The following is a 25,122-nucleotide window of genomic DNA, read 5'->3' as shown; positions in this document are numbered from 1 at the left end:
ACAAACAGGCCAGCCTGTTACTCGGTGACCGCCTCGACCTCGACCGAGGCCTGCTGCTGCGCCACCTTCTTCCTCATCTGTTCACAACCCCACAACACCCGCTCCGGTGTCGCCGGGGCATCGATATTCGGCTGCTCGCGATAATCCGCCAGGCTCGCCACGGCGTCCTTGATCGCACACCACGCCGCAATCCCGAGCATGAACGGCGGCTCACCCACGGCCTTGGAATGGAACACCGTGTCTTCCGGGTTCTTGCGGTTCTCCACCAGCTTGACCCGCAAATCGATCGGCATGTCCGCCACCGCCGGGATCTTGTAGCTGGCCGGGCCGTTGGTCATCAGCTTGCCCTTGGCGTTCCACACCAGTTCCTCGGTGGTCAGCCAGCCCATGCCCTGGACGAAACCGCCCTCGACCTGGCCGATATCGATGGCCGGGTTCAGCGAGGCGCCGACGTCATGCAGGATGTCGGTGCGCAGCATCTTGTACTCGCCGGTCAGGGTGTCGACGATCACCTCGCAGCACGCCGCACCAAAGGCGAAGTAGTAGAACGGCCGACCGCGCGCCTGGTTGCGGTCGTAGAAGATCTTCGGCGTACGATAGAAGCCGGTGCTGGACAGCGACACCTGGGCGAAATACGCCTGCTGGATCAGCGCTTCGAAGGTGAGGATTTCCTCCCGCACCCGCACATGGTTGTTACGGAACTCGACGTCTTCCTCGGTCACCTTGTAGTGCCGCGCGGCGAACTCGACCAGGCGCTTCTTGATGATCTCGGCCGCATTCTGCGCCGCCTTGCCGTTCAGGTCCGCGCCGCTGGACGCCGCGGTCGGCGAGGTGTTCGGCACCTTGTCGGTGTTGGTCGCGGTGATCTGGATACGGTCGATGTCCACCTGGAACACCTGGGCCACTACCTGCGCCACTTTGGTGTTCAGGCCCTGGCCCATCTCGGTGCCGCCATGGTTCAGGTGGATGCTGCCGTCGGTGTAGATATGGATCAGCGCACCGGCCTGGTTGAGGAAGGTGGCGGTGAACGAGATCCCGAACTTCACCGGGGTCAGCGACAGGCCCTTCTTCAGCACCGGGCTGTTGGCGTTGAAGCGGCGGATCGACTCGCGGCGCTCGGCGTAGTCGGCACTGGCCTCCAGCTCGGCGGTCATCTCTTCGAGCATGTTGTGCTCGACGGTCTGGTAGTAATGGGTGACGTTGCGCTCGGTCTTGCCGTAGTAGTTGGCCTTGCGCACCTCCAGCGGATCGAGCGCCAGGTGGCGGGCGATGCGGTCCATCACTTCCTCGATGGCGACCATGCCCTGCGGGCCACCGAAGCCGCGGTAGGCGGTGTTCGACGCGGTGTTGGTCTTGCAGCGATGACCGTGCACCGTGGCATCGCCCAGGTAGTAGGCGTTGTCGGAGTGGAACATGGCCCGGTCGACAATCGAACCGGACAGGTCCGGCGAATAACCGCAGTTGCCGGCCAGGTCGAAGTTGATCCCGTGCAGGCGGCCGCTGTCGTCGAAGCCCACGTCATATTCGACGTAGAAGGGGTGGCGCTTGCCGGTCATGGTCATGTCTTCGACCCGCGGCAGGCGCATCTTGGTCGGCTGGCCGGTGATGCGAGCGATCACCGCGCACAGGCAGGCCGGGCTGGCCGCCTGGGTTTCCTTGCCGCCGAAACCGCCACCCATGCGGCGCATGTCGAGGACGATCTTGTTCATCGGCACGTCCAGTACCTCGGCCACCAGTTTCTGCACTTCGGTGGGGTTCTGGGTCGAGCAGTAGACGATCATGCCGCCGTCTTCGGTGGGCATCACCGAAGACACCTGGGTTTCCAGGTAGAAGTGTTCCTGGCCGCCGATATGCAGGGTGCCCTGCAGGCGGTGCGGGGCGCTGGCCAGGGCGCTCACCGAGTCGCCGCGCTGGTGGGTGTGGCTGTCCAGCACGAAGTGCTTCTTGCGGAAGGCCTCGACCACGTCGAGCACCGGCTCCAGGTCCTCGTACTCGATGATCGCCGCCATCGCCGCACGGCGTGCGGTGTCGAGGTCGCGGGCGGCCACGGCGATCACCGGCTGGCCGAAGAACTCTACCTTGTCGATGGCCAGCAGCGGGTCGCCGGCGACCACCGGGCCGATGTCCTTGAGGCCGGGAATGTCCTCGTGGGTGATGGCGATGCGCACACCCTCGAAGGCGTAGCACGGGCTGGTATCGACCTTGAGGATCCGCGCATGGGCACGGTCGGCGGTACGGGCATAGACGTGCAGTTGATTCGGGAATTCCAGGCGGTCATCGATATACACCGCTTCACCGGACACCTGCTTGTCGGCGCTGTCGTGCTTGACGCTGCGACCGACCCCGGTGGTCAGGTCCTGGCTGAACAGTTCGGCCAGTTCGGCCTGGCTCTTGGCCACATGATGATGGTTAGACATAAGCGGTCACCCGGGTCTCGATGTGCGGTGTTTGCAGTTCGATGAAGTACTTGCGCAGCAGGTTCTGCGCGCCCAGCAGGCGGTATTCCTTGCTGGCGCGGAAGTCCGAGAGCGGGGTGAAGTCCTCCGCCAGGGCCTGGCAGGCTTTCTCCAGGGTCGCCTGGTTGAACGGCTTGTCGGTCAGCGCCGCTTCACAGGCGCGGGCACGTTTCGGGATCGCCGCCATGCCGCCAAAGGCGACCCGGGCCTGCTCGATCACACCGTTCTCGATGCGCAGGTTGAACGCCGCGCACACCGCCGAGATATCGTCGTCCAGGCGCTTGGACACCTTGTAGGCGCGGAACGTCCAGTTGTTGCGGGCCTTCGGCACGATGATGCGCTCGATGAACTCGCTGTCCTGGCGGGCGGTGATGCGGTAGTCGATGAAATAGTCTTCCAGCTTCAGGGTGCGGGTGCTGTCGCCCTTGCGCAGCACCAGTTGCGCACCGAGGGCGATCAGCAGGGGCGGCGAGTCGCCGATGGGCGAGGCGTTGCCGATATTGCCGCCGAGGGTGCCCTGGTTGCGGATCTGCAGGGAGGCGAAGCGGTGCAGCAGCTCGCCGAAGTCCGGGTACTCGGCGCTCAGGGCCTCGTAGCAGTCGGTCAGCGGGGTGGCGGCGCCGATCTCGATACGGTCGTCGAAGTGTTCGACGCGCTTCAGTTCGGCAACGTTGCCCACATAGATCATCACCGGCAGGGTACGGTGGAACTGGGTCACTTCCAGGGCCAGGTCGGTGCCGCCGGCCAGCAGCCGGGCTTCCGGGTGCGAGCCATACAGCTCGGCCAGGTCGGCCACGGTCAGTGGCACCAGGCAGCGCTTGTCGCCGCTGTTCAGCTCGCCGGTTTCGCTCGGGGCGATGGCTTTCAGGCGCTGGATGGTTTGCGCCTGGGCGGCATCGAACTGGTCAGGCTTGGCCTGGCAGCAGGATTGTTCGGCGGCGGCGAGGATCGGCCGGTAGCCGGTGCAGCGGCAGAGGTTGCCGGCCAGGGCTTCCTGGGCCTTGTGCAGGTCCGGGGCATCGCTGTTCTTCTGCAGGGCGAACAGCGACATGACGAAGCCCGGGGTGCAGAAGCCGCACTGCGAGCCATGGCAGTCGGCCAGGGCCTGTTGCACGCTGTGCAGCTGGCCCTGGTGCTTCAGGCCTTCGACGCTGATCAATTGCTTGCCGTGCAGGGAGGAAACGAAGGTCAGGCAGGAGTTCAGGCTGCGGTAGCGCAGGCTCTCCTTGCCGTCGGCGGCGGTATCGAGCTCGGCCACCACCACCGAGCAGGCACCACAGTCACCGCTGGCGCAGCCCTCCTTGGTACCGGTTTTTCCCAGGTGCGTACGCAGGTACTCAAGCACCGTCATGTTGGGGTCCAGGGCATGCTCACTGCGCAATTCCTGGTTCAAGAGAAACTGGATCACGGAAGGGCCTCACAAGCGAATTTATTGTTGTTGAGCGGACTGAGGCGGAATGTATTCAGCCTTGACTTTCCGGTCAATGATTTTCTGACCTAAGGGTCAGGAAATTTTCCACGGTCGGTCATCCGCAGCGCTTTCCCCTGTCTTCAGTTAAGCACTGATCATGTAGGAAAACCCTGAGATGGATGAGTGAACAGCTGCAAGCAACATGCCCAATCATCGACTAGCCTTGACTGAAACCTTCGCGGGGAGTTGGGCGTACGCTGAGGAATGCGCTTAAACGCATGAAAAGTCGTACGCCAGACAGCAAACGCTCGTGCGAGTTGACGGCGCCTTTCATGCTGACACCCGGCATTTGCGGTACACTTCCGGGTTTTTAGCCGTTCAACGATTGCGAAGGAAAACCATGACGTTCAAGGCGCCGGACAGCCTCTCCGAGCAAATTGCCCACTACCTGGCCGAGCGGATCATCCGGGGTGAACTCAAGCCTGCCGAACGCATCCAGGAACAGAAGGTCACCCAGGCCCTGAATGTCAGCCGCGGCTCGGTGCGCGAAGCCCTGCTGATCCTCGAACGCCGTCACCTGGTGACCATCCTGCCGCGCCGTGGCGCCCACGTGACCGTGCTCAACGAGCACCACCTGCGCAGCCTCTGCGCGCTGATGGGCGAGCTGTACATCCTGCTCGGCAACACCGTGGCCACCGGCTACCAGACCCAGGCCGACCTGGCGCCGTTCCTGGCCATCCAGCAGCGCCTGAAAAGCGCCTGCGAGCGCAAGGACATCCAGGCCTTCGTCGAAGAAAGCTTCGCCGTGATGCGCGCCGCCTATCCCTTCGCCAACAACCCGTACCTGCAGGAAACCGTCGAGAACCTCCAGCCGGCCATGAGCCGCGCCTATTACCTGGCGCTGGACCGGCGCAAGGCGGAAATGAACGACTTCCTCGTGCTCTTCGCGCAGTTGCTGCAGGCCGTGGTCGCCCGCGACCTGGGCCAGGTCCGCGAAGTGCTCAGCACCTATTGCAGCCGCAGCTGCGAACTGGTGCTCTCGGCCCTGGTGACTGACTGACCATGCGCCTCAAGTGCATCCGCCTGGCGGGCTTCAAGTCCTTCGTCGACCCGACCACGGTCAACTTCCCCAGCAACATGGCCGCCGTGGTCGGGCCCAATGGCTGCGGCAAGTCCAACATCATCGACGCGGTGCGCTGGGTGATGGGCGAAAGCTCGGCGAAGAACCTGCGCGGCGAGTCGATGACCGACGTCATCTTCAACGGCTCCACCAGCCGCAAGCCGGTCAGCCAGGCGAGCATCGAGCTGGTCTTTGACAACAGCGACAACACCCTGGTGGGTGAATACGCCGCCTACGCCGAGATCTCGATCCGTCGCAAGGTCACCCGCGACGGGCAGAACACCTACTACCTCAACGGCACCAAGTGCCGGCGCCGGGACATCACCGACATCTTCCTCGGCACCGGCCTGGGGCCGCGCAGCTACTCGATCATCGAGCAGGGCATGATCTCCAAGCTGATCGAGGCCAAGCCGGAAGAGCTGCGCAACTTCATCGAGGAAGCCGCGGGCATCTCCAAGTACAAGGAGCGCCGCCGCGAAACCGAGAACCGCATTCGCCGCACCCAGGAAAACCTCGAGCGCCTGACCGACCTGCGCGAAGAGCTGGAACGCCAGCTCGAACGCCTGCACCGCCAGGCCCAGGCAGCGGAGAAATACAAGGAATACAAGGCCGAGGAACGCCAGCTCAAGGCGCAACTCTCGGCCCTGCGCTGGCGCGCGCTGGACGAGCAGGTGCGTCAGCGCGAAAGCGTGATCGGCGACCAGGAAGTGTCCTTTGAGGCACTGGTGGCGGACCAGCGCAATGCCGATGCGAGCATCGAAAGGCTGCGTGACGGGCACCATGAGCTGTCCGAACGCTTCAATCTGGTGCAAGGCCGCTTCTATTCGGTGGGCGGCGATATCGCTCGTATCGAGCAAAGCATCCAGCACGGCCAGCAGCGCCTGCGCCAGTTGCAGGACGACCTCAAGGAAGCCGAACGCTCGCGCCAGGAAACCGAATCCCACCTCGGCCACGACCGCACCCTGCTGGCGACCCTCGGCGAAGAGCTGGAAATGCTCGAGCCGGAACAGGAAATGACCCTGGCCGCCGCCGAGGAAGCCTCCGCGACCCTTGAGGAAGCGGAAACCACCATGCACGGCTGGCAGGAGCAGTGGGACAGCTTCAACTCCAGCTCCGCCGAACCGCGGCGTCAGGCCGAGGTGCAGCAGTCGCGGATCCAGCAACTGGAAAACAGTATCGAGCGGCTGTCCGAGCGCCAGCGCAAGCTGAATGAAGAGCGTGACCAGCTCAGCGCCGACCCGGAAGACGCGGCCATCCTCGAACTGGCCGAGCAGGTCGCCAGCAGCGAACTGGTGCTGGAAGACCTGCAACTGGAAGAACAACAGGCTGCGGAGCGTCTCGACACGCTGCGCGAGCAACTGCAACAGGCCACCCAGGCCCAGCAGCAGGCTCAGGGCGAATTGCAGCGCCTGGGCGGGCGTCTGGCGTCGCTCGAAGCCCTGCAACAAGCCGCGCTGGAACCGGGCAAAGGCGCCGCGGAGTGGCTGCGCGAACATGGCCTGGAACAGCGCCCGCGTCTGGCCGAGGGCCTGCGCGTCGAATCCGGCTGGGAACTGGCGGTGGAAACCGTGCTCGGCGCCGATCTGCAAGCGGTGCTGGTGGATGGCTTCGACGGCCTGGCCTTCGACGGCTTCGACCAGGGCGAGCTGCGCCTGCTCGACGCCAAGGCCGGCGCGCCCCGCCTGCCGGGCAGCCTGCTGGACAAGGTCGAGGGCGCGGTGGACCTGGCGCCATGGCTGGGCCGGGTGCGTCCGGTGGAAACCCTGGACCAGGCGTTGGCGCAGCGTGCCCAACTGGGCGAGGGCGAAAGCCTGGTCAGCCGTGATGGCTACTGGGTCGGCCGGCATTTCCTGCGGGTCAGCCGCGCCAGCGATGCCCAGGGCGGCGTGCTGGCCCGTGGTCAGGAGCTGGAGCGTCTCGGGCTGGAGCAGGAAGAGCAGGAAGCCCGTCTGGCCCAGCTCGACGAGCAACTGAACGATGTCCGCGAGCAGCAGCGTCATCTCGAAGACAGCCGCGAGCAATTGCGTCGCCGGGCTCAGGAAGAGGCTCGTCAACAGGGCGAACTGAAAGCCAAGCTGTCCGCCGGCAAGGCCCGCGCCGAACAGCTCAACCTGCGTCGCCAGCGTCTCGAAGACGAACTCACCGAAGCCGCCGAACAGCGCTCCATCGAACAGGAGCAACTGGGCGAATCCCGGCTGATCCTGCAGGAGTCCCTGGACCTCATGGCCCAGGACACCGAGCAGCGCGAGCTGCTGCTGGCCAAGCGCGATGGCCTGCGCGAGCACCTCGACCGGGTGCGGCAGGAAGCCCGCCAGCACAAGGACCACGCCCACCAGCTCGCCGTGCGCCTCGGCTCGCTGCGTGCCCAGCACGACTCCACGCGCCAGGCCCTCGAGCGCCTGGAGCTGCAATCCGAACGCCTCACCGAAAAGCGCGAACAGCTCAGCCTCAACCTGGAGGAGGGCGAAGCCCCCTTGGAAGAGCTGCGCCTGAAGCTGGAAGAGCTGCTGGAAAAACGCATGAGCGTCGACGAGGAAATGCGTCAGGCGCGCCTGCACATGGAAGACGCCGACCGCGAACTGCGCGACGCCGAGAAGCGCCGCAGCCAGGCCGAGCAGCAATCACAACTGCTGCGCGGCCAGCTCGAACAGCACCGCATGGAATGGCAGGGCCTCAGTGTGCGGCGCAAGACCCTGCACGAACAACTGCACGCCGACGGCTACGACCTCGACGGCGTGATCGCCACCCTGACCGCGGAAGCCAACGAGCAGGAGGCCGAAGCCGAACTGGAGCGCCTCGACGGCCGTATCCAGCGTCTCGGCGCGATCAACCTCGCGGCTATCGAGGAATACCAGCAGCAATCCGAGCGCAAGCGCTATCTGGATGCCCAGGACGCCGACCTGGTGGAAGCCCTGGACACCCTCGAGAACGTCATTCGCAAGATCGACAAGGAAACCCGCAACCGCTTCAAGGATACCTTCGATCAGATAAATGCCGGATTGCAGGCACTTTTCCCGAAAGTTTTCGGTGGTGGCAGCGCTTACTTGGAACTGACGGGCGAAGATTTACTCGATACAGGGGTGACGATCATGGCGCGCCCGCCGGGCAAGAAGAACAGCACCATTCATTTGCTCTCCGGCGGTGAAAAAGCGCTGACGGCCCTGGCCCTGGTATTTGCCATTTTCAAATTGAACCCGGCACCGTTCTGCATGCTCGATGAAGTCGACGCGCCGCTGGACGATGCCAACGTCGGCCGCTACGCGCGACTGGTGAAAGAGATGAGTCAGACCGTTCAGTTCATCTATATCACCCACAACAAGATCGCCATGGAGATGGCCGATCAACTGATGGGGGTGACCATGCACGAGCCCGGCTGTTCGCGGCTGGTGGCGGTGGATGTGGAGGAGGCGATGGCCATGGTCGACGCCTGAAACGGGCGTTTGTGCACGATCTTTGGGCAAATGCACCGGTCAAGTGGCCTAGACGGTGTAAAGTTATCTTTGGTCGTGCTAGCTTAATGTCAATTTTTCGTGCGTGGGTAAAACGTCAGTCAGAACATAGAGTTGGCGCCACGTTTTAAAGGGTTTTAACCCTTTTATTTTTCAGCATTTTTTACAGAGGCACGGGATTACATGGAAATCGGTCTGCGCGAATGGCTGATCGTCATCGGCATCATAGTTATCGCCGGTATTCTCTTCGACGGCTGGCGCCGCATGCGCGGTGGCAAGGGCAAGTTGAAATTCCGTCTGGACCGCAGTTTCTCCAATCTTCCTGACGAAGAAAACAACGCCGAAGTGCTCGGCCCGTCCCGCGTGCTGGATACGCATCAGGAGCCGCAGCTCGACGAGGACGACCTGCCGTCGATGAGCGCCCCGGTCCGCGAACCCAAGGCGGGCAAGGCCAGCAAGCGTGGCAAGCGCGGCGAGCCGCAACAGGGCGACCTCAACCTCAGCGCCGAACCGCGCGAGCGCGAGCCGGACCTGTTCGCCGACGAAGAGGACGACTTCCCCGCCGAGAACACCCGCACCACCACGACCACCGGCTACGGCACTGCCGCTGAAGGCAAGGAACTGCCACCGGTTGAAGAAGTGCTGGTGATCAGCGTGATCTCCCGTGACGAAGGCGGCTTCAAGGGCCCGGCGCTGCTGCAGAACATCCTCGAAAGCGGTCTGCGTTTCGGTGAGATGGACATTTTCCACCGTCACGAAAGCATGGCCGGCAATGGCGAGGTCCTGTTCTCCATGGCCAACGCTGTCAAGCCGGGCGTCTTCGACCTGGACGACATCGACCACTTCAGCACCCGTGCCGTCAGCTTCTTCCTCGGCCTGCCGGGCCCGCGTCATCCGAAGCAGGCCTTCGACGTGATGGTGGCGGCGGCGCGCAAGCTGGCCCATGAACTGAATGGCGAGCTGAAGGATGACCAGCGCAGTGTGATGACCGCGCAAACCATCGAGCACTACCGCCAGCGCATCGTCGAATTCGAGCGCCGTGCGCTGACCCAGAAACGCTGAAACACGCAGTTGATACCACAGGGGCCGCTTAGCGGCCCTTGTGCTTGTTGCGCTGGTGCGAGCACCGGTGAACCCTGTGGGAGCTGGCTTGCCAGCGATAGCGGCAGTGAATTCACCACAGCAATCGCTGGCAAGCCAGCTCCCACAGGGTCAGCGCCGTTCTCTGGTTTTCCATTTCAACCGTCCATCGCCCGACTGCTCTTCGCATAGCAAGAGACCCCGAACCATGAATGCCGAAACCCGAATCCTCGAACTGCGCGCCGAACTCGACCAGCACAACTACCGCTACTACGTCCTCGACGAACCCAGCATCCCCGACGCCGAGTACGACCGCCTGTTCCGCGAACTCCAGGCCCTGGAAGCCGAGCACCCGGAGCTGGTCACCGAGGACTCCCCGACCCAGCGCGTCGGTGGCACGGCGCTCTCGGCCTTCACCCAGGTCCGCCATGAAATCCCCATGCTCAGCCTCGGCAACGCCTTCGAGGAAACCGACCTGCGCGAATTCGACCGTCGCGTCGTCGAAGGCCTCGACCTCCCGGCCGGCGACCTCTTCGGCGGTGGTGCCCCGGTCGACTACAGCTGCGAACCCAAGCTCGACGGCCTCGCCGTAAGCCTGCTCTACCGCAACGGCCAACTGGTCCAGGGCGCCACCCGCGGCGACGGCACCACCGGCGAAGACATCAGCGTCAACGTCCGCACCATCCGCAACGTCCCGCTCAAGCTGCAGGGCGAAGGCTGGCCGGACGTCCTCGAAGTGCGTGGCGAAGTCTTCATGAGCAAGGCCGGCTTCGAAAAGCTCAACGACGCTCAGGCCGCAGTCGGCGGCAAGACTTTCGCCAACCCGCGCAACGCCGCTGCCGGCAGCCTGCGCCAGCTTGACTCGAAGATCACCGCCAGCCGCCCGCTGGAATTCTGCTGCTACGGCATCGGCCAAGTTTCCGCGCCGGTGGGCGACACCCACATCGGCATCCTCGAACAGCTCAAGGCCTGGGGCATGCCCATCAGCCGCGAGCTCAAGCACGCGGCCGGCATCGAAGAATGCCTCGCCTACTACCAGGACATCGGCGCCCGGCGTAACGACCTCCCTTACGAAATCGACGGCGTGGTATTCAAGGTCAACAGCCTCGCCTCGCAGCGCGAGCTCGGCTTCCGCGCCCGCGAACCACGCTGGGCCATCGCCCACAAATTCCCGGCCATGGAAGAGCTCACCGAAGTCCTCGACGTCGAATTCCAGGTCGGCCGCACCGGCGCCGTGACCCCGGTGGCGCGGCTCAAGCCGGTCAAGGTCGCTGGCGTCACCGTCGCCAACGCCACCCTGCACAACATGGACGAGGTCGCGCGCCTGGGCGTGATGATCGGCGACACCGTGATCATCCGCCGAGCTGGCGACGTCATCCCGCAGGTCATGCAGGTGGTACTGGAGCGCCGCGACCCCGAGGCCGTGCGGCCGGTGCAGATTCCTACCGAATGCCCGGTGTGTGGTTCACAAGTCGAGCGCACGCAACTGGTCAAGCGCAGCAAGGGCAAGGAAACCGTCAGCGAAGGTGCCGTCTACCGCTGCGTCGGCCGTCTCGCCTGTGCTGCACAGCTCAAGCAGGCGATCATCCACTACGTCTCGCGTCGGGCCATGGACATTGACGGTCTGGGTGAAAAGAGCGTCGAGCAACTGGTGGATGAAGGGCTGATTGCTTCTCCGGCAGACCTCTACCGCCTCACCTTCGAGCAGGTGGTCGAGCTGGAAGGCTTTGCCGAGGTGTCCAGCAACAAGCTCCTGGCTGCCATCGAAGACAGCAAGCGTCCGAGCCTTGCTCGCTTTATCTACGCGCTCGGCATTCCTGATGTCGGTGAAGAGACCGCCAAGGTTCTTGCTCGCTCGCTGGGCTCGCTGCAGCGGGTCATGAAGGCGCTGCCGCAGGTGCTCACCTACCTGCCGGATATCGGGCTGGAAGTGGCGTACGAGATCCACAACTTCTTCGAGGACGAGCACAACCGCAGCGTCATCCAGCAACTGCTGGACTGCGGTATGGTCCTGCAGGACGAAGGCGACCTGGCGGCCGAGTTCGCCCGCAGCACCACCCTGGCTGGCCTGATCGCCAAACTGGATATTTCCTCTGTCGGCCCGACTGGCGCGGAAAAGCTGGTGGCCAGGCTCGACAGCCTGGACGCGATTTTCGCCGCCGACGGCATCGACCTGCGCCAGGCCCTGGCGGCCAAGCAGGCCGAAGCGGTGCGCGAATTCTTCCTCATCGAGGCCAACCGCGACCTGGCCCGAGCGATCGAAGCGCAGTTGCTGGAATTCGGCATGCACTGGACCAGCGAGAAAAAGGTTGCCGAAGGTCTGCCCCTGGCCGGCCAGACCTGGGTGCTCACCGGTACTTTGGAGCGCATGAACCGGGATATCGCCAAGGACAAGCTGGAAGGCCTGGGTGCCAAGGTAGCGGGTTCGGTCTCGGGCAAGACCCACTGCGTGGTGGCGGGGCCGGGAGCGGGTTCCAAGCTGACCAAGGCCAATGAGCTGGGGGTCAAGGTGCTGGATGAGGATGCGTTCATCGAGTTTCTGGCGGGGCAGGGCATCGCTATCTAAGACCCCTCGCGGTGTCCGCGCTCCCATGGGCGACACGGACCCCTGTGGGAGCTGGCTTGCCAGCGATTGCGTCGTTGAATTCAGCCTCGTAATCGCAGCGGTCCGCCGCCCTCACAGTCAGCCCCCATTTTGGTATGCCTGAGGCAACTGGCGCTCAGGCTCTCCGACAGCGTCGTCACCCATTGCAAAAAGACCCGCAGTTGGCCCCTCGCTTCGGACAAGTCCTTGAGAAATGATGATTTTTTCTCACCCAAAGGTTGTAACTCTGCCTAAGACCGGTACAATGGCGCGGCTCGTCACCAGATGGCGAGCTGCGTAATGGTGGCCCCATCGGTCCCCCCGCAACGATTACCCGTAAACCTGGTCAGGCCCGGAAGGGAGCAGCCATAGCGGGAACATTGTGTGCCGGGGTGTGGCTGGTGGGGCCGCCTCCTTTCTCAAAGTCCTTGATTTATCGAGGATTTCTCAGCTAAAAATCTCGAGAGTGACAGCGTTTAGATACACCAAGGTGGTGTGGGTCGCTGGATATCATCTCCGCCTGTCGCTCTAACTCCTGCTACGTTAGATTGTCCCATCAATGCATGCATATATTGAATGTTGGCAAGTCGTTGGCAAAGTAGTCAGCGAATTTTGAGGTTTTTTGACGCCTCGTCGTCCTTCCGCGTTCAAAAAGTTCAGTTATTTTTCTGCTGGCCTGTTAACATCATGCCGTTCGATTTTTTATGCTTGGATCAGCAGGTGTATCCACCTGTTCTTGCTCTTTAAAGTCACAATTTTTCAGGGAAATCGATGCCTTTTACTTGGCGACCCTTTAGGGTCATGACCGGCGTCTCGGTGGCCTCCGCACGGCTTGGGGTGTGATGTTCGCTCCCAAAGCTAGCGCTTGCGACCGTTGTCTGGCGTAAAAGTTAAGAGTCCATTCAAGTCAATATTAATATTCCCTGATTTGCTTGATCCAATTGGTCTGGCGTCGGAGGTGAATTCCTCACCTTCGCGTTCTGAAAGGAAAAAGCAATGCTTCAAATCAAAATAGTTGTACTTGTGACTGGTAACAAAGAGAGCGTTCGTGGGGTGCCTAGAGATAGTCCTTCGCGGAAAAGAATTGACTCGAATGCAGTTTTGAGAATGACCGTGATGGCTTTCTTGAGCTGGGTTGGACGTAAATTGTTTGCCATGTTTATGGGGAATGACGAAATCTAACTGACTTTTAACCTTTGCTTTAAAACTTAATGGATTAGGTCATATTGTGGCTAAGGATAAGCCGTACTATCCTCACGCATCTATTGGTTCTTTGGCGATGTTGGCTAAAACCTTAGGTGTCCATCCTAAGGTTCTTACTGACTTGGCCAGTAAGGCCTCAAAGTCGTATACTCATTTCTTGGTTTCCACCAAAGGCAAGGATAGGGACGTATACGAGCCTAAATATGAGCTTAAAAAACTACAGAAGAGAATTAATTCCCGTCTCTTTGAAAAGGTACAGTTTCCTAGCTACCTGCAGGGTGGTATAAAAGACGAGTCTAATCCAAGGGACTATATCGAGAACAGCAGAATCCATGCTGGGTCGAAGTTTCTAATAAGCTTGGATATTCGGAATTTCTACGATAGTATTCCGTTGGAAAGCGTTATCTCTATTTTTAAGCATTTTTTCAAGTTCCCTGATGATGTTAGTGATGTGCTCACTCGGATCGTGACTCGCGACGGTAGAGTTCCGCAAGGAGGGTGTACCTCCAGCTATGTGGCGAACTTGGTGTTTCACAATTCAGAATACAGTTACGTGAAAAAAATGCGTGACGAAGGATTCTCCTATTCTAGACTTTTGGATGATGTCACAATCTCCTCGCCTCGTCTGATTTCACAAGATGAAGCAAGTCAGCGAATCCGATATTTGGCCGGGCTTTTTAAAGAGCACGGCCTACGTCTCAGGCAGAGTAAAACTAAGTTGGAGCGTTCAGATGACCTGAGTGCTCCCTACAAAGTTACCGGTGTTTGGGTTGGACATGGTATCCCGAAGTTACGCCGAAGTGAGCGGGATATGATACGACATTCTGTTTACATCTGTGAGCAAGAATATTCCAAGGATCCTTTCTCTGATACGTACCACGTCATGTGGAATAAGGTTTCTGGTCAGGTCGCTAAGCTGACTCGGTTAGATCACTCGCAAGCTCCTAAGCTGCGCGAGAGGATGGGTGAGATACTGCCTCTATATGATAGCAAGGCTATCGCAAGCATATGGCGTGAAGCGGATAGGATGTTGAGGCGGCCGCTTTCTTCTCACAAAAAAATAGCTGTCATACAGTCTTATCGTCGGCTTATTAATAAGCTAGGTATCATGACGCGTACTAATCGGCCGTTGGCAAAAAGCTTGCGACGCCAGCTAAAAGCTAGATTTTCAGGTGTGCCATCAAAAGTAATGATGTGGGAGTAGCTATGTCGGATGAGGATGTGATGGGTCAAGGTGTTGTGAATACATATGATTCGTTTAAAGGTTTCGGTTTCATTAGGAGGGATAAGGGGCGAGATGTATTCTTTTTTTACGATGATATTGATGATGGGGTGGAGGGCTTGGTGCCAGGTGAAATAGTTCGTTTTCAGATTCGAATAGAGGCTAAAGGGCCGAGAGCTTATAAGATAAAAAGAATTGGTTAAGGTATGGTCGGTATTTTCATGGTTGCCTAAAAAGCCTTAATGTTAGTAGTGGCTTAGCACGTAAGAAGTGGGTGTTTAGTCTCCTGCGCCGCGATATTCACGTAATTGAAGGTGTTGTCTGGTTGCAAGCTGGGGAAGTAACTTAAGCGGTCCCTGTACCCCATATTCAGGCTCCATGCGGGAATCTGAATGCCGTGCTCCAATCTCTCTCTGGAGCCCGCAGCCATGATGCGGCACGACGCCAAAGTCAAAAAGTCTATCTCTACCTCAAGCCCGTTCACTTCCGAAAACCCATTGGTGGCTTGGCTTCCCTAGCCGAACTCAATGTCAAGTTGGCGGTGTTTGACCCCGTGCCTTTCGTCTTCCTCAACAATTTGCGCAATCGAGTGAAAGTCCTATGCTGGAGCAAAACGGCTTCAGTCTCTGGCAAACACTTGGGCTTAGGGCGGTTCGCAAAATCGTCCCCCCACAGACTTGGCCTTCGTCCTGACCATGCAAGAGCTCAATTGGTTGCTGGACGGTTTCGATCTCTGGCGCAATGCTCAATGACAAGTTTTACGCTTCGTTGCGTCGCCTGATTCGGTATAACCCGCGGCATGGTTTCAATGTCAAAAACCTCGAATCAACCATTAGTTTGGTCAGCAACTGGCGCAAGCTGGAGCGCTATGTCGAGCACGGCTATTTGCCGATTGACAATAACGCTGCAGAACGTGCGATCCGCTCTTTTCTTCTCTGGTTCAGTCAAATGAGGGGCTTCTGTGTGAGTTTAATATCGCCGAAATTTCTCTGTCATCAAATATGTAGTGAGCTTTGGCATTGGCTATTTCATAGTTGCCTTTTAGTGGTGTTCCTATTATGTTTTGTTCGTATGTGTATTCCACGTACTTTATTTGAATCGGGTTTCCTAGCACATATATAAATCTATCTTCTATTGCTTGCTGGTAATGACCGTCATTTTCGTGGCTAAATTGTTCCGTTAGATCGGTAAGTGAGCCAATATGCTCGCCAGTGGAGTCAAAGATTTTTACATCGGCTGCACTGGCTGACGACCTTTCTAGTCTTCCAAGTTCTTCAAGTATCTCGGATGATACATCTTCAAAAGTTGTGCGAAAGTCGTGGAATCGAGGCGCGCAGAAGCTCATTGTGGCTTCTCTATTTTCTATTGTGTAGGTGGCGTTTATCAGTGTTATTCCGCTATGTTTTGCAAGTCTAGTGGCTCCTAGCTGGAAGCCGTTAGTTGTAACAAAAATCCCTCTTGCATTGCCGATGTCTTCCAGCTTTGTAATAAAGCTTGCGATGTGATCTTTTTTAACTTTGTTTTTCCAGTATTTGCATTCAACACAGAAAAGTTGTTGAATTCTGCCGATTTCTAACGTCCAGCATACATCTATCTGGTGCTTTGCTTTGCTTTTCCCTATGAAGTTTTGGTTGTGCAAGACGTCGACGTTGCTATAGCCTTCTTCTTCGATTATTCGCTGGTGTAAAGCCTGGGTGAACTGTTCATAATCTCTAGATGAATATTTCAATTCTTTAGATCCTTTTGATGTGTCTAGATGGTTGGGTGTGTCTTGATTTGAATGGCTTTGTATGTGGATTTCGCTCTCGATTGCTTAATTTAATACTGTTTCTGTTTTACCAAAAGGCCCTTCCGAAAAGGGACGGATTTATTTTTCAGTATTAGAGTTGGCTGTAAAATAAATTCGTCCGTTTTTGCGCAAGATAGCAACATGTTGCGCACGATAGAGTCAGGCGCGGGTCGACACAACTCCTATTGACGGTGCTGTATAGATTTTCAAAGCTACGGCGTCAAAAACTTTTTCGAAGAGTTTTGTTTTTTCAAACCACTGACACTTGACGCCATCCTCTGGGCCGAGTCCAGAACCACTGTAATCCCCGATGTCAGTAACAGTCATCTTCGGACCACCGCTGCGCATCACCACCACGTCACCTTTCTTGAAACTAGACATATGCAACTCCCTCTGATTTAAAAGAAATTCATAGGGACTGTGTGCCATCATTTCAATGCTGTAAGTGTTGCGAGATATTTCTTCCCTGGAAGGACCGCTGAAAAGTGGGCCGCTGAGAAGGGACTGAGAAGGGGACGGATTTATTTTCAGGAGGAGGAAGCTGAGTTCTTTTCCCCAGAGGAAAACGGGGACAGATTTATTTCCAGTTGGAACATTAACCCGTTTCCCTCTCAGCCATGGTCCTTCGGTTTGGCCGAGCGGAGACGCAAGAAAGCCGCAGAGCTGAGCTCCGCGGCCTTTACTTATACAGCCACGGTCACCGGTGACGCCGCCACTGCAAGCGCCAGCAACGCCTTGGTAATCCTCATGTTCAGCCGTGCGCTGTCGAGCATTTCCTTGTGGCGAGCATCGGGAGGGTCGGGGAGATAAGCAGAGTCAAGAATTGCTCTGTTGAGATGCTCTGCTGCGCGCTTGATGGCTTCTTCATGAGAGAGGCCAGGACCGACGCAGAGCACGGGCGGTGGATCGGGTACGAGTTTTTTCAATGGTGAATCTCCATGTTGGTGGATGGATGCACCACGGATCGCTGCTAAACGAAGGGTGGCGACTGTACGTGGGTTAGCAGACCGGAACATGGAAACCGGCGCACCCGAAGGTGCCCACACGCACAGCCGCCATGACAGGCGTGCTGCTGCGTCCACATTACGGACTGCTAATCCGTGTCGTCGATGAGCGACGACCGACGCAGACTAGGCACCGTTTGCACGGGACGCAACCACCAAGAAGGGTCGGGGAGTATGCTTGGGAAATTGCCTACAAGAAAGTCGGAAATCGAGGAAGTTTTGCCGCTAAATGCGACATCTTCTGGCTAGCAGGATCAGCTATCCAGGTCAGCAAGAATCGCCTCATGCAGCTTCTTGCCTTTCTCCCTATAGCTCACGTCTTTGGATCGATCCTGCATCAGGTTGACCAGCTTTCCGCTGCTGATTGCTATTCGGCACCGGCTTGCTGGCCGACCATGAAAACGGGGACAGATTTATTTTCAGAAAACGAGGACAGATTTACTTTCAGTTGGAACATTAACCCGTTTCCCTCTCAGCCATGGTCCTTCGGTTGGGCCGAGCGGAGACGCAAGAAAGCCGCAGAGCTGAGCTCCGCGGCCTTTACTTATACAGCCACGGTCACCGGTGACGCCGCCACGGCAAGCGCCAGCAACGCCTTGGTAATCCTCATGTTCAGCCGTGCGCTGTCGAGCATTTCCTTGTGGCGAGCACCGGGAGGGTCGGGGAGATAAGCAGAGTCAAGAATGGCTCTGTTGAGATGCTCCGCTGCGCGCTTGATGGCTTCTTCATGGGAGAGTCCGGGGCCGACGCAGAGTACGGGCGGTGGATCGGGTACGAGCTTTTTCATGGCGTGTTTCCTCATTTCATCGATGAATTCGCCACTTGATTCGCTGCTAAACGAAGGGTGGCGACTGCGCGTGGGTTAGCAGACCGGTGAAATGAGAAAACCCGGCGCACCAAAGGGTGCCCACACGCACAGCCGCCATTAACTGGTTGCTGGTGGTTTCATCATTTCGACGGACTGCTAATCCGTGTCGTCGATGAGCGACGACTGACGCAGACTAGGCACCGTTTCCACGGGACGCAACCACCAAGATGGGTCGGGGAGTATGCTTGGGAAATTGCCTACAAGAAAGTCGGAAATCGAGGAAGTTTTGCCGCTAAATGCGACATCTTCTGGCGATCGGAATCAGCTATTCAGGTGGTCCGCCCCTTGAATCGCTCCTGCATCAGCTTGACCAGTTTTTCCTCCACCGGTTGCTGTTCGGCGCTGGGTTGCCATCCGACCAGTACGCGCTGAGCGGCATCCATGAGTTGGGTGCGTTCGGCGTCGCTGCAGCTCTGTCTGCTGCTGGTCATGCAGTGATACCAAAGATCGACAGCGCCATCCGCCCAATCAGGAAAACCAGCAGAATCAAAAAGAACACCCGAATAAACCCGCTGCCATAGCGCAGCGCGAGAAAGGTCCCGGTCACCGACCCGGCCATATTACTCAGGCACACCAGCCCACCAATGGCCCACAGCACATGACCTGCCGGAATGAAAAACAGCAGGGCAGCCGTAAAGGTGGCGAGGTTGACCAGCTTGGCCGAGGCGGAGGCATTGAGAAAATCGAAGCCGAAGCATTTGACGAAGGCGAACAGCAGCAGGCTGCCGCTGCCTGGGCCGAACAGGCCGTCGTAGAAACCGATCAGGCCACCCATCAACACACCCAGGAGCACCTGTTTCCTGCCCAGCGTCAGATCCGCATGGGTCTGGCCCAGGTCCTTTTTCGCGAAGGTGTAGACCGCCATGGCGATCAGGATGACGAAGACCACCGACTCCATGACCGACTTGGGAATCAGGGACACCGACCAGGCGCCGACGAAGGCGAACAGAAAGGCCGAGAGCATGGTCGGCAGCATCAGCTTCCAGACGATGCGGATGCGTTTCGCGTAGCTGAAGATCGAGGCGAGGTTGCCGCCCAGCACGGCCAGTTTGTTGGTGCCCAGGACGGTGGCGACGCTTTGCTGGGGGAGGGCGTGGAGCAGGGCGGGAACCTGGACCAGACCGCCACCGCCGACGGCCGCGTCGATCAGGCCGCCGCAGAAGGCGAAGAGGGCGAGGATCAATAAGGTGGTGTCGAGGTCGAGCATGTAGGTACCGTCCAATGGTTGGGCTTCGCAGTGCAAATCCGAACTGCGAGAAGGCCGCGGAGTTGAACTCCGCGGCCTTCCTTCATACTGCTACGGTCACCGGCGATGCCGCTACCGCGAGCGCCAGCAATGCCTTGGTAATCCTCATGTTCAGCCGTGCGCCGTCGAGCATTTCCTTGTGGCGGGCATCGGGAGGGTCAGGAAGGTAAGCAGAGTCAAGAATGGCTCTGTTGAGATGCTCCGCTGCGCGCTTGATGGCTTCTTCATGGGAGAGTCCGGGGCCGACGCAGAGCGTAGGCGGTGGATCGGGTACGAGCTTTTTCATGGTGTAACTCCAATGTCGGGATCGGAGTCGCCACGAGTCGCTGCTAGACGAAGGGTGGCGACCGTACGTGAGTTAGCAGACCAGGACATTGGGAACCCGGCGCACCCGGAGGTGCCCACACGTACAGCCGCCATAAAGGCTGCTGGTGGTTACCAATGTCGGACTGCTAATCCGGTCGTCGAATGTGCGACGACTGACGCAGCCTAGGCACCGTTTCCACGGGACGCAACCACCAGGAGGGGGCTGGCAGTATGCTTGGGAAATTGCCTACAAGAAAGTCGGAAACCGGGGAAGTTTTGCGGCTAAATGCGACACCTTTCCGCAGGGGGTAACAGTTACCCTGATCGCCGTAGGAGAGCAGGCATCATTGGCTCGAAACGGCATCACGGAACTGGGACAATCTTCTGTCCCATGCGAAAGCTATTGGGGCAGGCTGCGTTATACATGCTGGTACATTTGGCCACGCTGAAAGGCCTGACCCCGCCAGTCTATTTGACCTACGTCCTGGAGTGTATCGCCGCGGACCCGATCAATCGGATTCGACGAGCTGTTGCCTTGGAACGTTTTCCTCAGCCCTAATGCACACTGCGAAGCGGATTAATCCATGGCCAACCCAGTTCGTTTGCCAAAACCTGAAGCAGATCTGTTGTTGCTGCGCATTGAATTGAAATACGTTCAGCCTACGATTTGGCGTCGTGTGGCTGTGCCGGAAAATATCACCCTGGGTAGATTGCACTCCGTGATCCAGCTCGCCATGGGCTGGGAAGACGGGCATCTTCATGAATTTGAAATTGCCGGTGAAAGCTACGGCATACCCACCCCCGACGGATGGGGCCCGCCCGTCAAGCCGGAAGCCCGCAAGACCCTCGTCAAAGCTTTGTGCGGGAAGAAGACATTTCGCTATGTGTATGACTTTGGCGACAGCTGGGATCACCGGGTCAAAGTCGAAAAAGTACTGCCTGCAATTGCCTGTCCGCAGGTGCCGTATTGCATCGGGGGTGCCAATGCCTGCCCTCCCGAAGATGTGGGCGGCGAGCCGGGTTATGCCGCGTTTCTCGAGGCGATGGCAGACCCCGATCATCCGGAGCATGAAACGATGATGGAATGGTACGGCGAAGCCTTCGATCCAGCGGCTTTTGATCGTGAGCAAGTGAATGAGTGGTTGAAGGAGATCAGGTGAACATTCAAGTCGGACGAACGAGCACCTTCGTTTTCCGCTTTAGGTCATAAGTTGCTAAGCGCAGAGAATCGTTGTGGGCGAGGGATTGATGCAGCGCGACCACGAAGGGCGGCTTTGGCGCGGGCAGCACTTATTTCAAGTATCTGAGGATCAGCGGCATAGACAGCGTCAACCAAGCGGTCACGTGAACTCCTTTTAACGCTCATCATTTCCGCAAAGCTAAGGTCTTTTGAGTGCTGGTGGCCGCTGCTCATGGCAAAAGTAACTAGAAGTGTGAAAAAGACGTGGATTTGAGGTTAGCACACCGAGTCTGATGCTGGCCTTGGCGGGGATCGGGGCGTTCAAGTCGGCGCCGGGGTGCGCGGGGTCGTGGCCCAGGCCATGGAAATCAGCGATGCGCTGCAGCAGCACGGTGGGCCGGGCGCCGAGGCGCGGGAGGCAGTGGGCGGGCCGTTGTTCGAGGGGGTGAACCTCGACGCGGTGTTCGACAAGCTGCCGGAGTTGTTGGAGCAGGATAAGGCGTTTGCTGATTTTCTTGCTTGATTGAAGCTGGACAGTGGGGGCCGGGGTGTTTGTGTCTGGTCTCCATGTCCAGCTTTGTTTCTTCCGGCCTCATCGCTGGCAAGCCAGCTCCCACAGGGTTTTGCGGTGCACACAGATCCTGTGGTAGCCATCAGGCTAACGCTTGAGCAACGACACCTTCATCAACCGCCGAAACGTCGGGCACGCCAGGTGATCCTTCTCCGGACACTCCGCCGCATGCCGCAACCCCTTGCTCATCGCCTGCAGCCGCTTCACCTGCATATCGATCTCATCCGCCCGAGCCACCAGCATCTGCCGGTCCACCTGCAGATCCACCAGCATCGCCCCGACCTCATCCAGTGAAAACCCTGCCGCCTGGCCCAGCGCGATCAACGCCAGCCGGTCCTCCACATCCGCCGCGAACTGGCGGCGCTGGCCATGCCCGGCGAGGGACTGGAGCAAACCTATCTTCTGGTAGTAACGCAGCGTCGAAGCCGGTACTCCGGTGCGTTTGGCGACATCGGCAATGTCCATGGGCTGACCCTTGACTTGAAGTTGACTTCAACTTCTATCCTGCGCGGCATGTTTCGATTTCGTCAACGTGCCGGGGGTTTTGCCATGTTTTCCATTGTGTTGATCGGGGTAGGGGCCACGCTGGTCATGGACCTGTGGACGCTGTTGCTCAAGCGGCTTGGGGTCGTGACCTTGAACTACGCGATGCTCGGGCGCTGGGCCGGGCATTTGCTGAAGGGACGTGTGCATCATCAGGGGATCGCCAAAAGTGAGCCGATCGCCAATGAGCGGGTGTGGGGCTGGGTGCTGCATTACGCCATCGGGCTGGTGTTCGCGGCCGGGTTGGTGGGGCTGGCGGGGGAAGGATGGTTGCGCGGGCCGACGCTGGTTCCCGCCTTGATCTTTGGTGTGGTGACGGTGCTGGCGCCTTGGTGCGTGATGCAGCCGGCCATGGGGGCGGGGTTCTTTGCCAGCAAAACGCCGACGCCGTGGCGGAACCGGGGGCGGAGTTTGATGACGCACGCGGTGTTTGGCTGTGGGCTGTTCCTGGCGGCATGCCTCCTCTGAAGCACACCGCGTACCCTGTGGGAGCTGGCTTGCCAGCGATTGCGATGGTGAATTCACTACAGCAATCGCTGGCAAGCCAGCTCCCACAGGGTCAGCGGTCGCAGATCCGACCCCTGAATGGCAGGATGCAATTTTGCCCCCGCTCCGCTAGCATTAGCAGCCTATTCCCGCTCGTTCAGGTTGCGACGTTTTTCATGAGTTATCAGGTCCTTGCACGTAAATGGCGTCCGCGCTCGTTCCGCGAAATGGTCGGCCAGACCCATGTGCTCAAGGCCCTGATCAACGCGCTGGACAACCAGCGCCTGCACCACGCCTATCTGTTCACCGGGACCCGCGGGGTCGGCAAGACCACCATCGCGCGGATCATCGCCAAGTGCGTGAACTGCGAAACCGGCATCACTTCGACCCCCTGCGGCACCTGCTCGGTGTGCCGGGAGATCGACGAGGGCCGCTTCGTCGACCTGATCGAGATCGACGCCGCGAGCCGGACCAAGGTCGAGGACACCCGCGAACTGCTGGATAACGTGCAGTACGCACCAAGCCGCGGGCGCTTCAAGGTCTACCTGATCGACGAAGTGCACATGCTGTCCAGCCATTCCTTCAACGCCCTGCTGAAGACCCTGGAAGAGCCGCCGCCCTACGTCAAATTCATCCTGGCGACCACCGATCCGCAGAAACTGCCGGCGACCATCCTGTCCCGCTGCCTGCAGTTCTCCCTGAAGAACATGACCCCCGAGCGCGTGGTCGAGCACCTGAGCCATGTGCTCGGCGTGGAGAACGTGCCGTTCGAGGACGATGCCCTGTGGCTGCTGGGCCGCGCTGCCGACGGTTCGATGCGCGACGCCATGAGCCTGACCGACCAGGCCATCGCCTTCGGGGAAGGCAAGGTCCTGGCCGCCGATGTGCGGGCCATGCTCGGCACCTTGGACCACGGCCAGGTCTACGGCGTGCTCCAGGCCCTGCTGGACGGCGATGCCCGCGCACTGCTGGAGGCCGTGCGCCATCTGGCCGAGCAGGGGCCGGACTGGAATGGCGTGCTGTCGGAAATGCTCAACGTCCTGCACCGCGTGGCGATTGCCCAGGCGCTGCCGGAGGCGGTGGACAACGGCCAGGGCGATCGCGAGAACGTGCTGGCCCTGGCCCAGGCATTGCCGGCCGAGGATGTGCAGTTCTACTACCAGATGGGCCTGATCGGTCGCCGCGACCTGCCCCTGGCGCCGGACCCGCGGGGCGGCTTCGAGATGGTGTTGCTGCGCATGCTGGCGTTCCGTCCGGCCGACAGCGGCGATGCCCCGGGTACGACGCTAAAGCCAGTGGGGATCAGCCAGGCCACGACTGATTCCCCGGCACCGGTGGCCCCGGTTGCGATCGCCGCACCCGCCCCGGAGCCTGCCAGTGCTCCCGCTCCGGTCGTCGAGGCGGTGCCCGAGCCTGAGCCTGAGCCCGAGCCAGCGCCGCAACCCGAACCGCAACCCGAGCCCGTCGTCGCAGCCGAGCCCGAGCCGGAAATCGAGGAAGTCACCGACCTGCCCTGGGAAGATCCGATTCCCGCGCCTGTCGCTACCCCAGAGCCCGAGCCCGCCCCGGCCCCTGTCGCCGCCGCGCCGCCTGCCGCCCCGCGTGAAGAACCGCCCCACGACGACCAGGCCTACGCCCCGGCCGGCATGGACCGCGACGACGAGCCGCCGCCGGACGACGATTACTACATGGGCGAAGCCGACCCGGCGGGCTACAGCTACCTGGACGAGCTGGCCACCGAGCACGCCGCCGAACTCAGCGACGAGCCCGCGCCTGAACCGGAGCCCGAGCCGGCCGCACAGCCGGCCACCGGCCTGGCCCTGCAATGGCTGGAGCTGTTCCCGCACCTGCCGATTTCCGGCATGACCGGGAGCATCGCCGCCAACTGCACGCTGATCAGCGCTGAAGGCGACAACTGGCTGCTGCACCTGGACCCGAACCACAGCGCCCTGTTCAACGCCACCCAGCAGCGCCGCCTGAACGACGCGCTGAACCAGCACCTGGGCCGCACCCTGAACCTGAGCATCGAGCTGATCCGCCCCGAGCAGGAAACCCCGGCCCAGGCCGCGGCGCGCAAGCGGGCCAACCGTCAGCGCGAGGCCGAGGAGTCGATCGACAACGACCCGTTCATCCAGCAGATGATCCAGAAGTTCGGTGCCAGCGTGCGCCACGATACTATTGAACCTGTCGACGCCGTGGTGACCCAAGGCGCATAACCCTATATCCAGCGCCGCGCTTCGCGCGTGGTGCGTCAGACAACTACCGAGGTGATTCTCATGATGAAAGGTGGCATGGCCGGCCTGATGAAGCAGGCGCAGCAGATGCAGGAAAAGATGGCCAAGATGCAGGAAGAACTGGCGAACGCCGAAGTGACCGGTCAATCCGGCGCCGGTCTGGTCAGCGTGGTGATGACCGGCCGTCATGACGTCAAGCGCATCAGCCTGGACGACAGCCTGATGCAGGAAGACAAGGAAGTGCTGGAAGACCTGATCGCCGCTGCCGTCAACGACGCCGTGCGCAAGGTCGAGCAGAGCAGCCAGGAAAAGATGGGCGGCATGACCGCTGGCATGCAGTTGCCGCCTGGCTTCAAGATGCCTTTCTAAG

22 protein-coding genes, 1 other RNA gene and 1 pseudogene are annotated in these 25,122 nt (G+C 59.6%); 14 read left to right on the top strand and 10 right to left on the bottom strand.

From position 1 onward, the window contains the following. Positions 1–17 precede the first annotated feature (17 nt). Together xdhB and xdhA are read right to left on the bottom strand one after the other, a co-directional pair. Positions 18–2,417, bottom strand: coding sequence for a xanthine dehydrogenase molybdopterin binding subunit (gene xdhB, locus PSEMO_RS07990; protein WP_075802572.1), 2,400 nt, complete (start codon positions 2,415–2,417; stop codon positions 18–20). Then, positions 2,410–3,864, bottom strand: a complete 1,455-nt coding sequence (gene xdhA / locus PSEMO_RS07985) for a xanthine dehydrogenase small subunit (RefSeq protein WP_075802571.1) — start codon at positions 3,862–3,864, stop codon at positions 2,410–2,412. Before xdhA ends, xdhB begins: the two co-directional genes overlap by 8 nt. A gap of 403 nt (positions 3,865–4,267) precedes the next feature. Between xdhA and PSEMO_RS07980 the strand changes: the two genes are divergently transcribed. From PSEMO_RS07980 to PSEMO_RS07935, 9 genes and pseudogenes are all read left to right on the top strand, one after another. Next, a complete protein-coding gene (locus PSEMO_RS07980; RefSeq protein ID WP_075802570.1) occupies positions 4,268–4,927 on the top strand; it encodes a GntR family transcriptional regulator in 660 nt (219 codons plus the stop codon). Positions 4,928–4,929: 2 nt separating this feature from the next. Next, positions 4,930–8,418, top strand: a complete 3,489-nt coding sequence (gene smc, locus PSEMO_RS07975; protein WP_075802569.1) for a chromosome segregation protein SMC — start codon at positions 4,930–4,932, stop codon at positions 8,416–8,418. A 201-nt stretch (positions 8,419–8,619) separates the two neighbouring features. After that, a complete protein-coding gene (zipA, locus tag PSEMO_RS07970) occupies positions 8,620–9,498 on the top strand; it encodes a cell division protein ZipA (RefSeq protein WP_075802568.1) in 879 nt (292 codons plus the stop codon). Between the two features lie 226 nt (positions 9,499–9,724). Further along, positions 9,725–12,082 carry an NAD-dependent DNA ligase LigA gene (gene ligA / locus PSEMO_RS07965; RefSeq protein ID WP_075802567.1) on the top strand — a complete coding sequence of 786 codons (2,358 nt, stop codon included), beginning with the start codon at positions 9,725–9,727 and terminating at the stop codon, positions 12,080–12,082. Between the two features lie 328 nt (positions 12,083–12,410). Beyond that, positions 12,411–12,507: signal recognition particle sRNA small type (gene ffs, locus PSEMO_RS07960), an RNA gene on the top strand. Between the two features lie 821 nt (positions 12,508–13,328). Further along, entirely contained in the window at positions 13,329–14,507 is a 1,179-nt protein-coding gene (locus PSEMO_RS07950; RefSeq protein ID WP_075802565.1) for a reverse transcriptase family protein, read from the top strand. A gap of 2 nt (positions 14,508–14,509) precedes the next feature. Beyond that, the gene (locus PSEMO_RS07945; protein ID WP_075802564.1) at positions 14,510–14,728 is read left to right on the top strand and encodes a retron Se72 family effector protein; all 219 of its coding nucleotides are present in this window, start codon (positions 14,510–14,512) and stop codon (positions 14,726–14,728) included. Between the two features lie 194 nt (positions 14,729–14,922). Continuing rightward, positions 14,923–15,306 (top strand): IS66 family insertion sequence element accessory protein TnpB, encoded by a 384-nt coding sequence (gene tnpB, locus PSEMO_RS07940; protein WP_256721037.1) that lies wholly within the window; start codon positions 14,923–14,925, stop codon positions 15,304–15,306. Positions 15,307–15,362: 56 nt separating this feature from the next. Further along, positions 15,363–15,461: pseudogene (locus PSEMO_RS07935) on the top strand (IS66 family transposase); the annotation flags it as partial. 4 nt (positions 15,462–15,465) lie between these two features. On the opposite strand, the gene PSEMO_RS07930 reads toward PSEMO_RS07935, so the two are convergent. The 7 genes from PSEMO_RS07930 to PSEMO_RS07905 form a co-directional block, all read right to left on the bottom strand. Then, a complete protein-coding gene (locus PSEMO_RS07930; RefSeq protein WP_075802563.1) occupies positions 15,466–16,254 on the bottom strand; it encodes a restriction endonuclease in 789 nt (262 codons plus the stop codon). A 219-nt stretch (positions 16,255–16,473) separates the two neighbouring features. Next, on the bottom strand, positions 16,474–16,695 hold the full coding sequence (locus PSEMO_RS07925) for a YodC family protein (RefSeq protein WP_075802562.1): 222 nt from the start codon (positions 16,693–16,695) through the stop codon (positions 16,474–16,476). Between the two features lie 302 nt (positions 16,696–16,997). Next, a complete protein-coding gene (locus PSEMO_RS07920; protein WP_075802561.1) occupies positions 16,998–17,240 on the bottom strand; it encodes a hypothetical protein in 243 nt (80 codons plus the stop codon). A gap of 622 nt (positions 17,241–17,862) precedes the next feature. Then, on the bottom strand, positions 17,863–18,105 hold the full coding sequence (locus PSEMO_RS07915; protein WP_075802560.1) for a hypothetical protein: 243 nt from the start codon (positions 18,103–18,105) through the stop codon (positions 17,863–17,865). 350 nt (positions 18,106–18,455) lie between these two features. Then, positions 18,456–18,617: a hypothetical protein gene (locus PSEMO_RS33440; RefSeq protein WP_178391975.1), complete on the bottom strand. Its 162-nt coding sequence runs from the start codon at positions 18,615–18,617 to the stop codon at positions 18,456–18,458. Further along, on the bottom strand, positions 18,614–19,393 hold the full coding sequence (locus PSEMO_RS07910; RefSeq protein WP_075802559.1) for a sulfite exporter TauE/SafE family protein: 780 nt from the start codon (positions 19,391–19,393) through the stop codon (positions 18,614–18,616). Before PSEMO_RS07910 ends, PSEMO_RS33440 begins: the two co-directional genes overlap by 4 nt. 82 nt (positions 19,394–19,475) lie before the next feature. Beyond that, entirely contained in the window at positions 19,476–19,718 is a 243-nt protein-coding gene (locus PSEMO_RS07905) for a hypothetical protein (protein ID WP_075802558.1), read from the bottom strand. Positions 19,719–20,322: 604 nt separating this feature from the next. On the opposite strand from PSEMO_RS07905, the gene PSEMO_RS07900 reads away from it, so the two are divergent. Both PSEMO_RS07900 and PSEMO_RS07895 read left to right on the top strand, forming a co-directional pair. Beyond that, positions 20,323–20,898 (top strand): plasmid pRiA4b ORF-3 family protein, encoded by a 576-nt coding sequence (locus PSEMO_RS07900; RefSeq protein ID WP_075802557.1) that lies wholly within the window; start codon positions 20,323–20,325, stop codon positions 20,896–20,898. 381 nt (positions 20,899–21,279) lie between these two features. Continuing rightward, positions 21,280–21,441: a hypothetical protein gene (locus PSEMO_RS07895; protein WP_256721036.1), complete on the top strand. Its 162-nt coding sequence runs from the start codon at positions 21,280–21,282 to the stop codon at positions 21,439–21,441. 135 nt (positions 21,442–21,576) lie between these two features. Here the strand turns inward: PSEMO_RS07895 and PSEMO_RS07890 are convergent, their stop codons facing one another. Next, positions 21,577–21,954 carry a helix-turn-helix domain-containing protein gene (locus tag PSEMO_RS07890; protein ID WP_075802556.1) on the bottom strand — a complete coding sequence of 126 codons (378 nt, stop codon included), beginning with the start codon at positions 21,952–21,954 and terminating at the stop codon, positions 21,577–21,579. Between the two features lie 84 nt (positions 21,955–22,038). Here PSEMO_RS07890 and PSEMO_RS07885 point away from each other — a divergent pair, with 84 nt between their 5' ends. The 3 genes from PSEMO_RS07885 (at position 22,039) to PSEMO_RS07875 (ending at position 25,121) form a co-directional block, all read left to right on the top strand. Then, positions 22,039–22,500, top strand: coding sequence for a DUF2938 domain-containing protein (locus PSEMO_RS07885; RefSeq protein ID WP_086937214.1), 462 nt, complete (start codon positions 22,039–22,041; stop codon positions 22,498–22,500). Between the two features lie 194 nt (positions 22,501–22,694). After that, positions 22,695–24,734 carry a DNA polymerase III subunit gamma/tau gene (gene dnaX / locus PSEMO_RS07880; RefSeq protein WP_075802554.1) on the top strand — a complete coding sequence of 680 codons (2,040 nt, stop codon included), beginning with the start codon at positions 22,695–22,697 and terminating at the stop codon, positions 24,732–24,734. Positions 24,735–24,794: 60 nt separating this feature from the next. Beyond that, positions 24,795–25,121, top strand: a complete 327-nt coding sequence (locus PSEMO_RS07875; RefSeq protein ID WP_075802553.1) for a YbaB/EbfC family nucleoid-associated protein — start codon at positions 24,795–24,797, stop codon at positions 25,119–25,121. Position 25,122 lies beyond the last annotated feature (1 nt).

The sequence above is a fragment of the Pseudomonas putida genome (genome assembly GCF_001941965.1).
Lineage (GTDB): Bacteria > Pseudomonadota > Gammaproteobacteria > Pseudomonadales > Pseudomonadaceae > Aquipseudomonas > Aquipseudomonas putida_L.
Note: the sequence above shows the minus strand (reverse complement) of the source record. Positions and strands in the feature narration are given on the sequence as shown.

Excerpts from the sequence above, each read along its gene's own strand:
- PSEMO_RS33440 (WP_178391975.1), bottom strand. The coding sequence starts at position 18,617 with ATGACCAGCAGCAGACAGAGCTGCAGCGACGCCGAACGCACCCAACTC.
- PSEMO_RS07890 (WP_075802556.1), bottom strand. The coding sequence starts at position 21,954 with ATGGACATTGCCGATGTCGCCAAACGCACCGGAGTACCGGCTTCGACG.
- PSEMO_RS07910 (WP_075802559.1), bottom strand. The coding sequence starts at position 19,393 with ATGCTCGACCTCGACACCACCTTATTGATCCTCGCCCTCTTCGCCTTC.
- PSEMO_RS07900 (WP_075802557.1), top strand. The coding sequence starts at position 20,323 with ATGGCCAACCCAGTTCGTTTGCCAAAACCTGAAGCAGATCTGTTGTTG.
- ligA (WP_075802567.1), top strand. The coding sequence starts at position 9,725 with ATGAATGCCGAAACCCGAATCCTCGAACTGCGCGCCGAACTCGACCAG.
- PSEMO_RS07885 (WP_086937214.1), top strand. The coding sequence starts at position 22,039 with ATGTTTTCCATTGTGTTGATCGGGGTAGGGGCCACGCTGGTCATGGAC.
- PSEMO_RS07895 (WP_256721036.1), top strand. The coding sequence starts at position 21,280 with ATGGAAATCAGCGATGCGCTGCAGCAGCACGGTGGGCCGGGCGCCGAG.
- PSEMO_RS07980 (WP_075802570.1), top strand. The coding sequence starts at position 4,268 with ATGACGTTCAAGGCGCCGGACAGCCTCTCCGAGCAAATTGCCCACTAC.
- xdhB (WP_075802572.1), bottom strand. The coding sequence starts at position 2,417 with ATGTCTAACCATCATCATGTGGCCAAGAGCCAGGCCGAACTGGCCGAA.
- PSEMO_RS07945 (WP_075802564.1), top strand. The coding sequence starts at position 14,510 with ATGTCGGATGAGGATGTGATGGGTCAAGGTGTTGTGAATACATATGAT.
- smc (WP_075802569.1), top strand. The coding sequence starts at position 4,930 with ATGCGCCTCAAGTGCATCCGCCTGGCGGGCTTCAAGTCCTTCGTCGAC.
- PSEMO_RS07905 (WP_075802558.1), bottom strand. The coding sequence starts at position 19,718 with ATGAAAAAGCTCGTACCCGATCCACCGCCTACGCTCTGCGTCGGCCCC.
- dnaX (WP_075802554.1), top strand. The coding sequence starts at position 22,695 with ATGAGTTATCAGGTCCTTGCACGTAAATGGCGTCCGCGCTCGTTCCGC.
- zipA (WP_075802568.1), top strand. The coding sequence starts at position 8,620 with ATGGAAATCGGTCTGCGCGAATGGCTGATCGTCATCGGCATCATAGTT.
- PSEMO_RS07925 (WP_075802562.1), bottom strand. The coding sequence starts at position 16,695 with ATGTCTAGTTTCAAGAAAGGTGACGTGGTGGTGATGCGCAGCGGTGGT.
- PSEMO_RS07875 (WP_075802553.1), top strand. The coding sequence starts at position 24,795 with ATGATGAAAGGTGGCATGGCCGGCCTGATGAAGCAGGCGCAGCAGATG.
- PSEMO_RS07915 (WP_075802560.1), bottom strand. The coding sequence starts at position 18,105 with ATGAAAAAGCTCGTACCCGATCCACCGCCCGTACTCTGCGTCGGCCCC.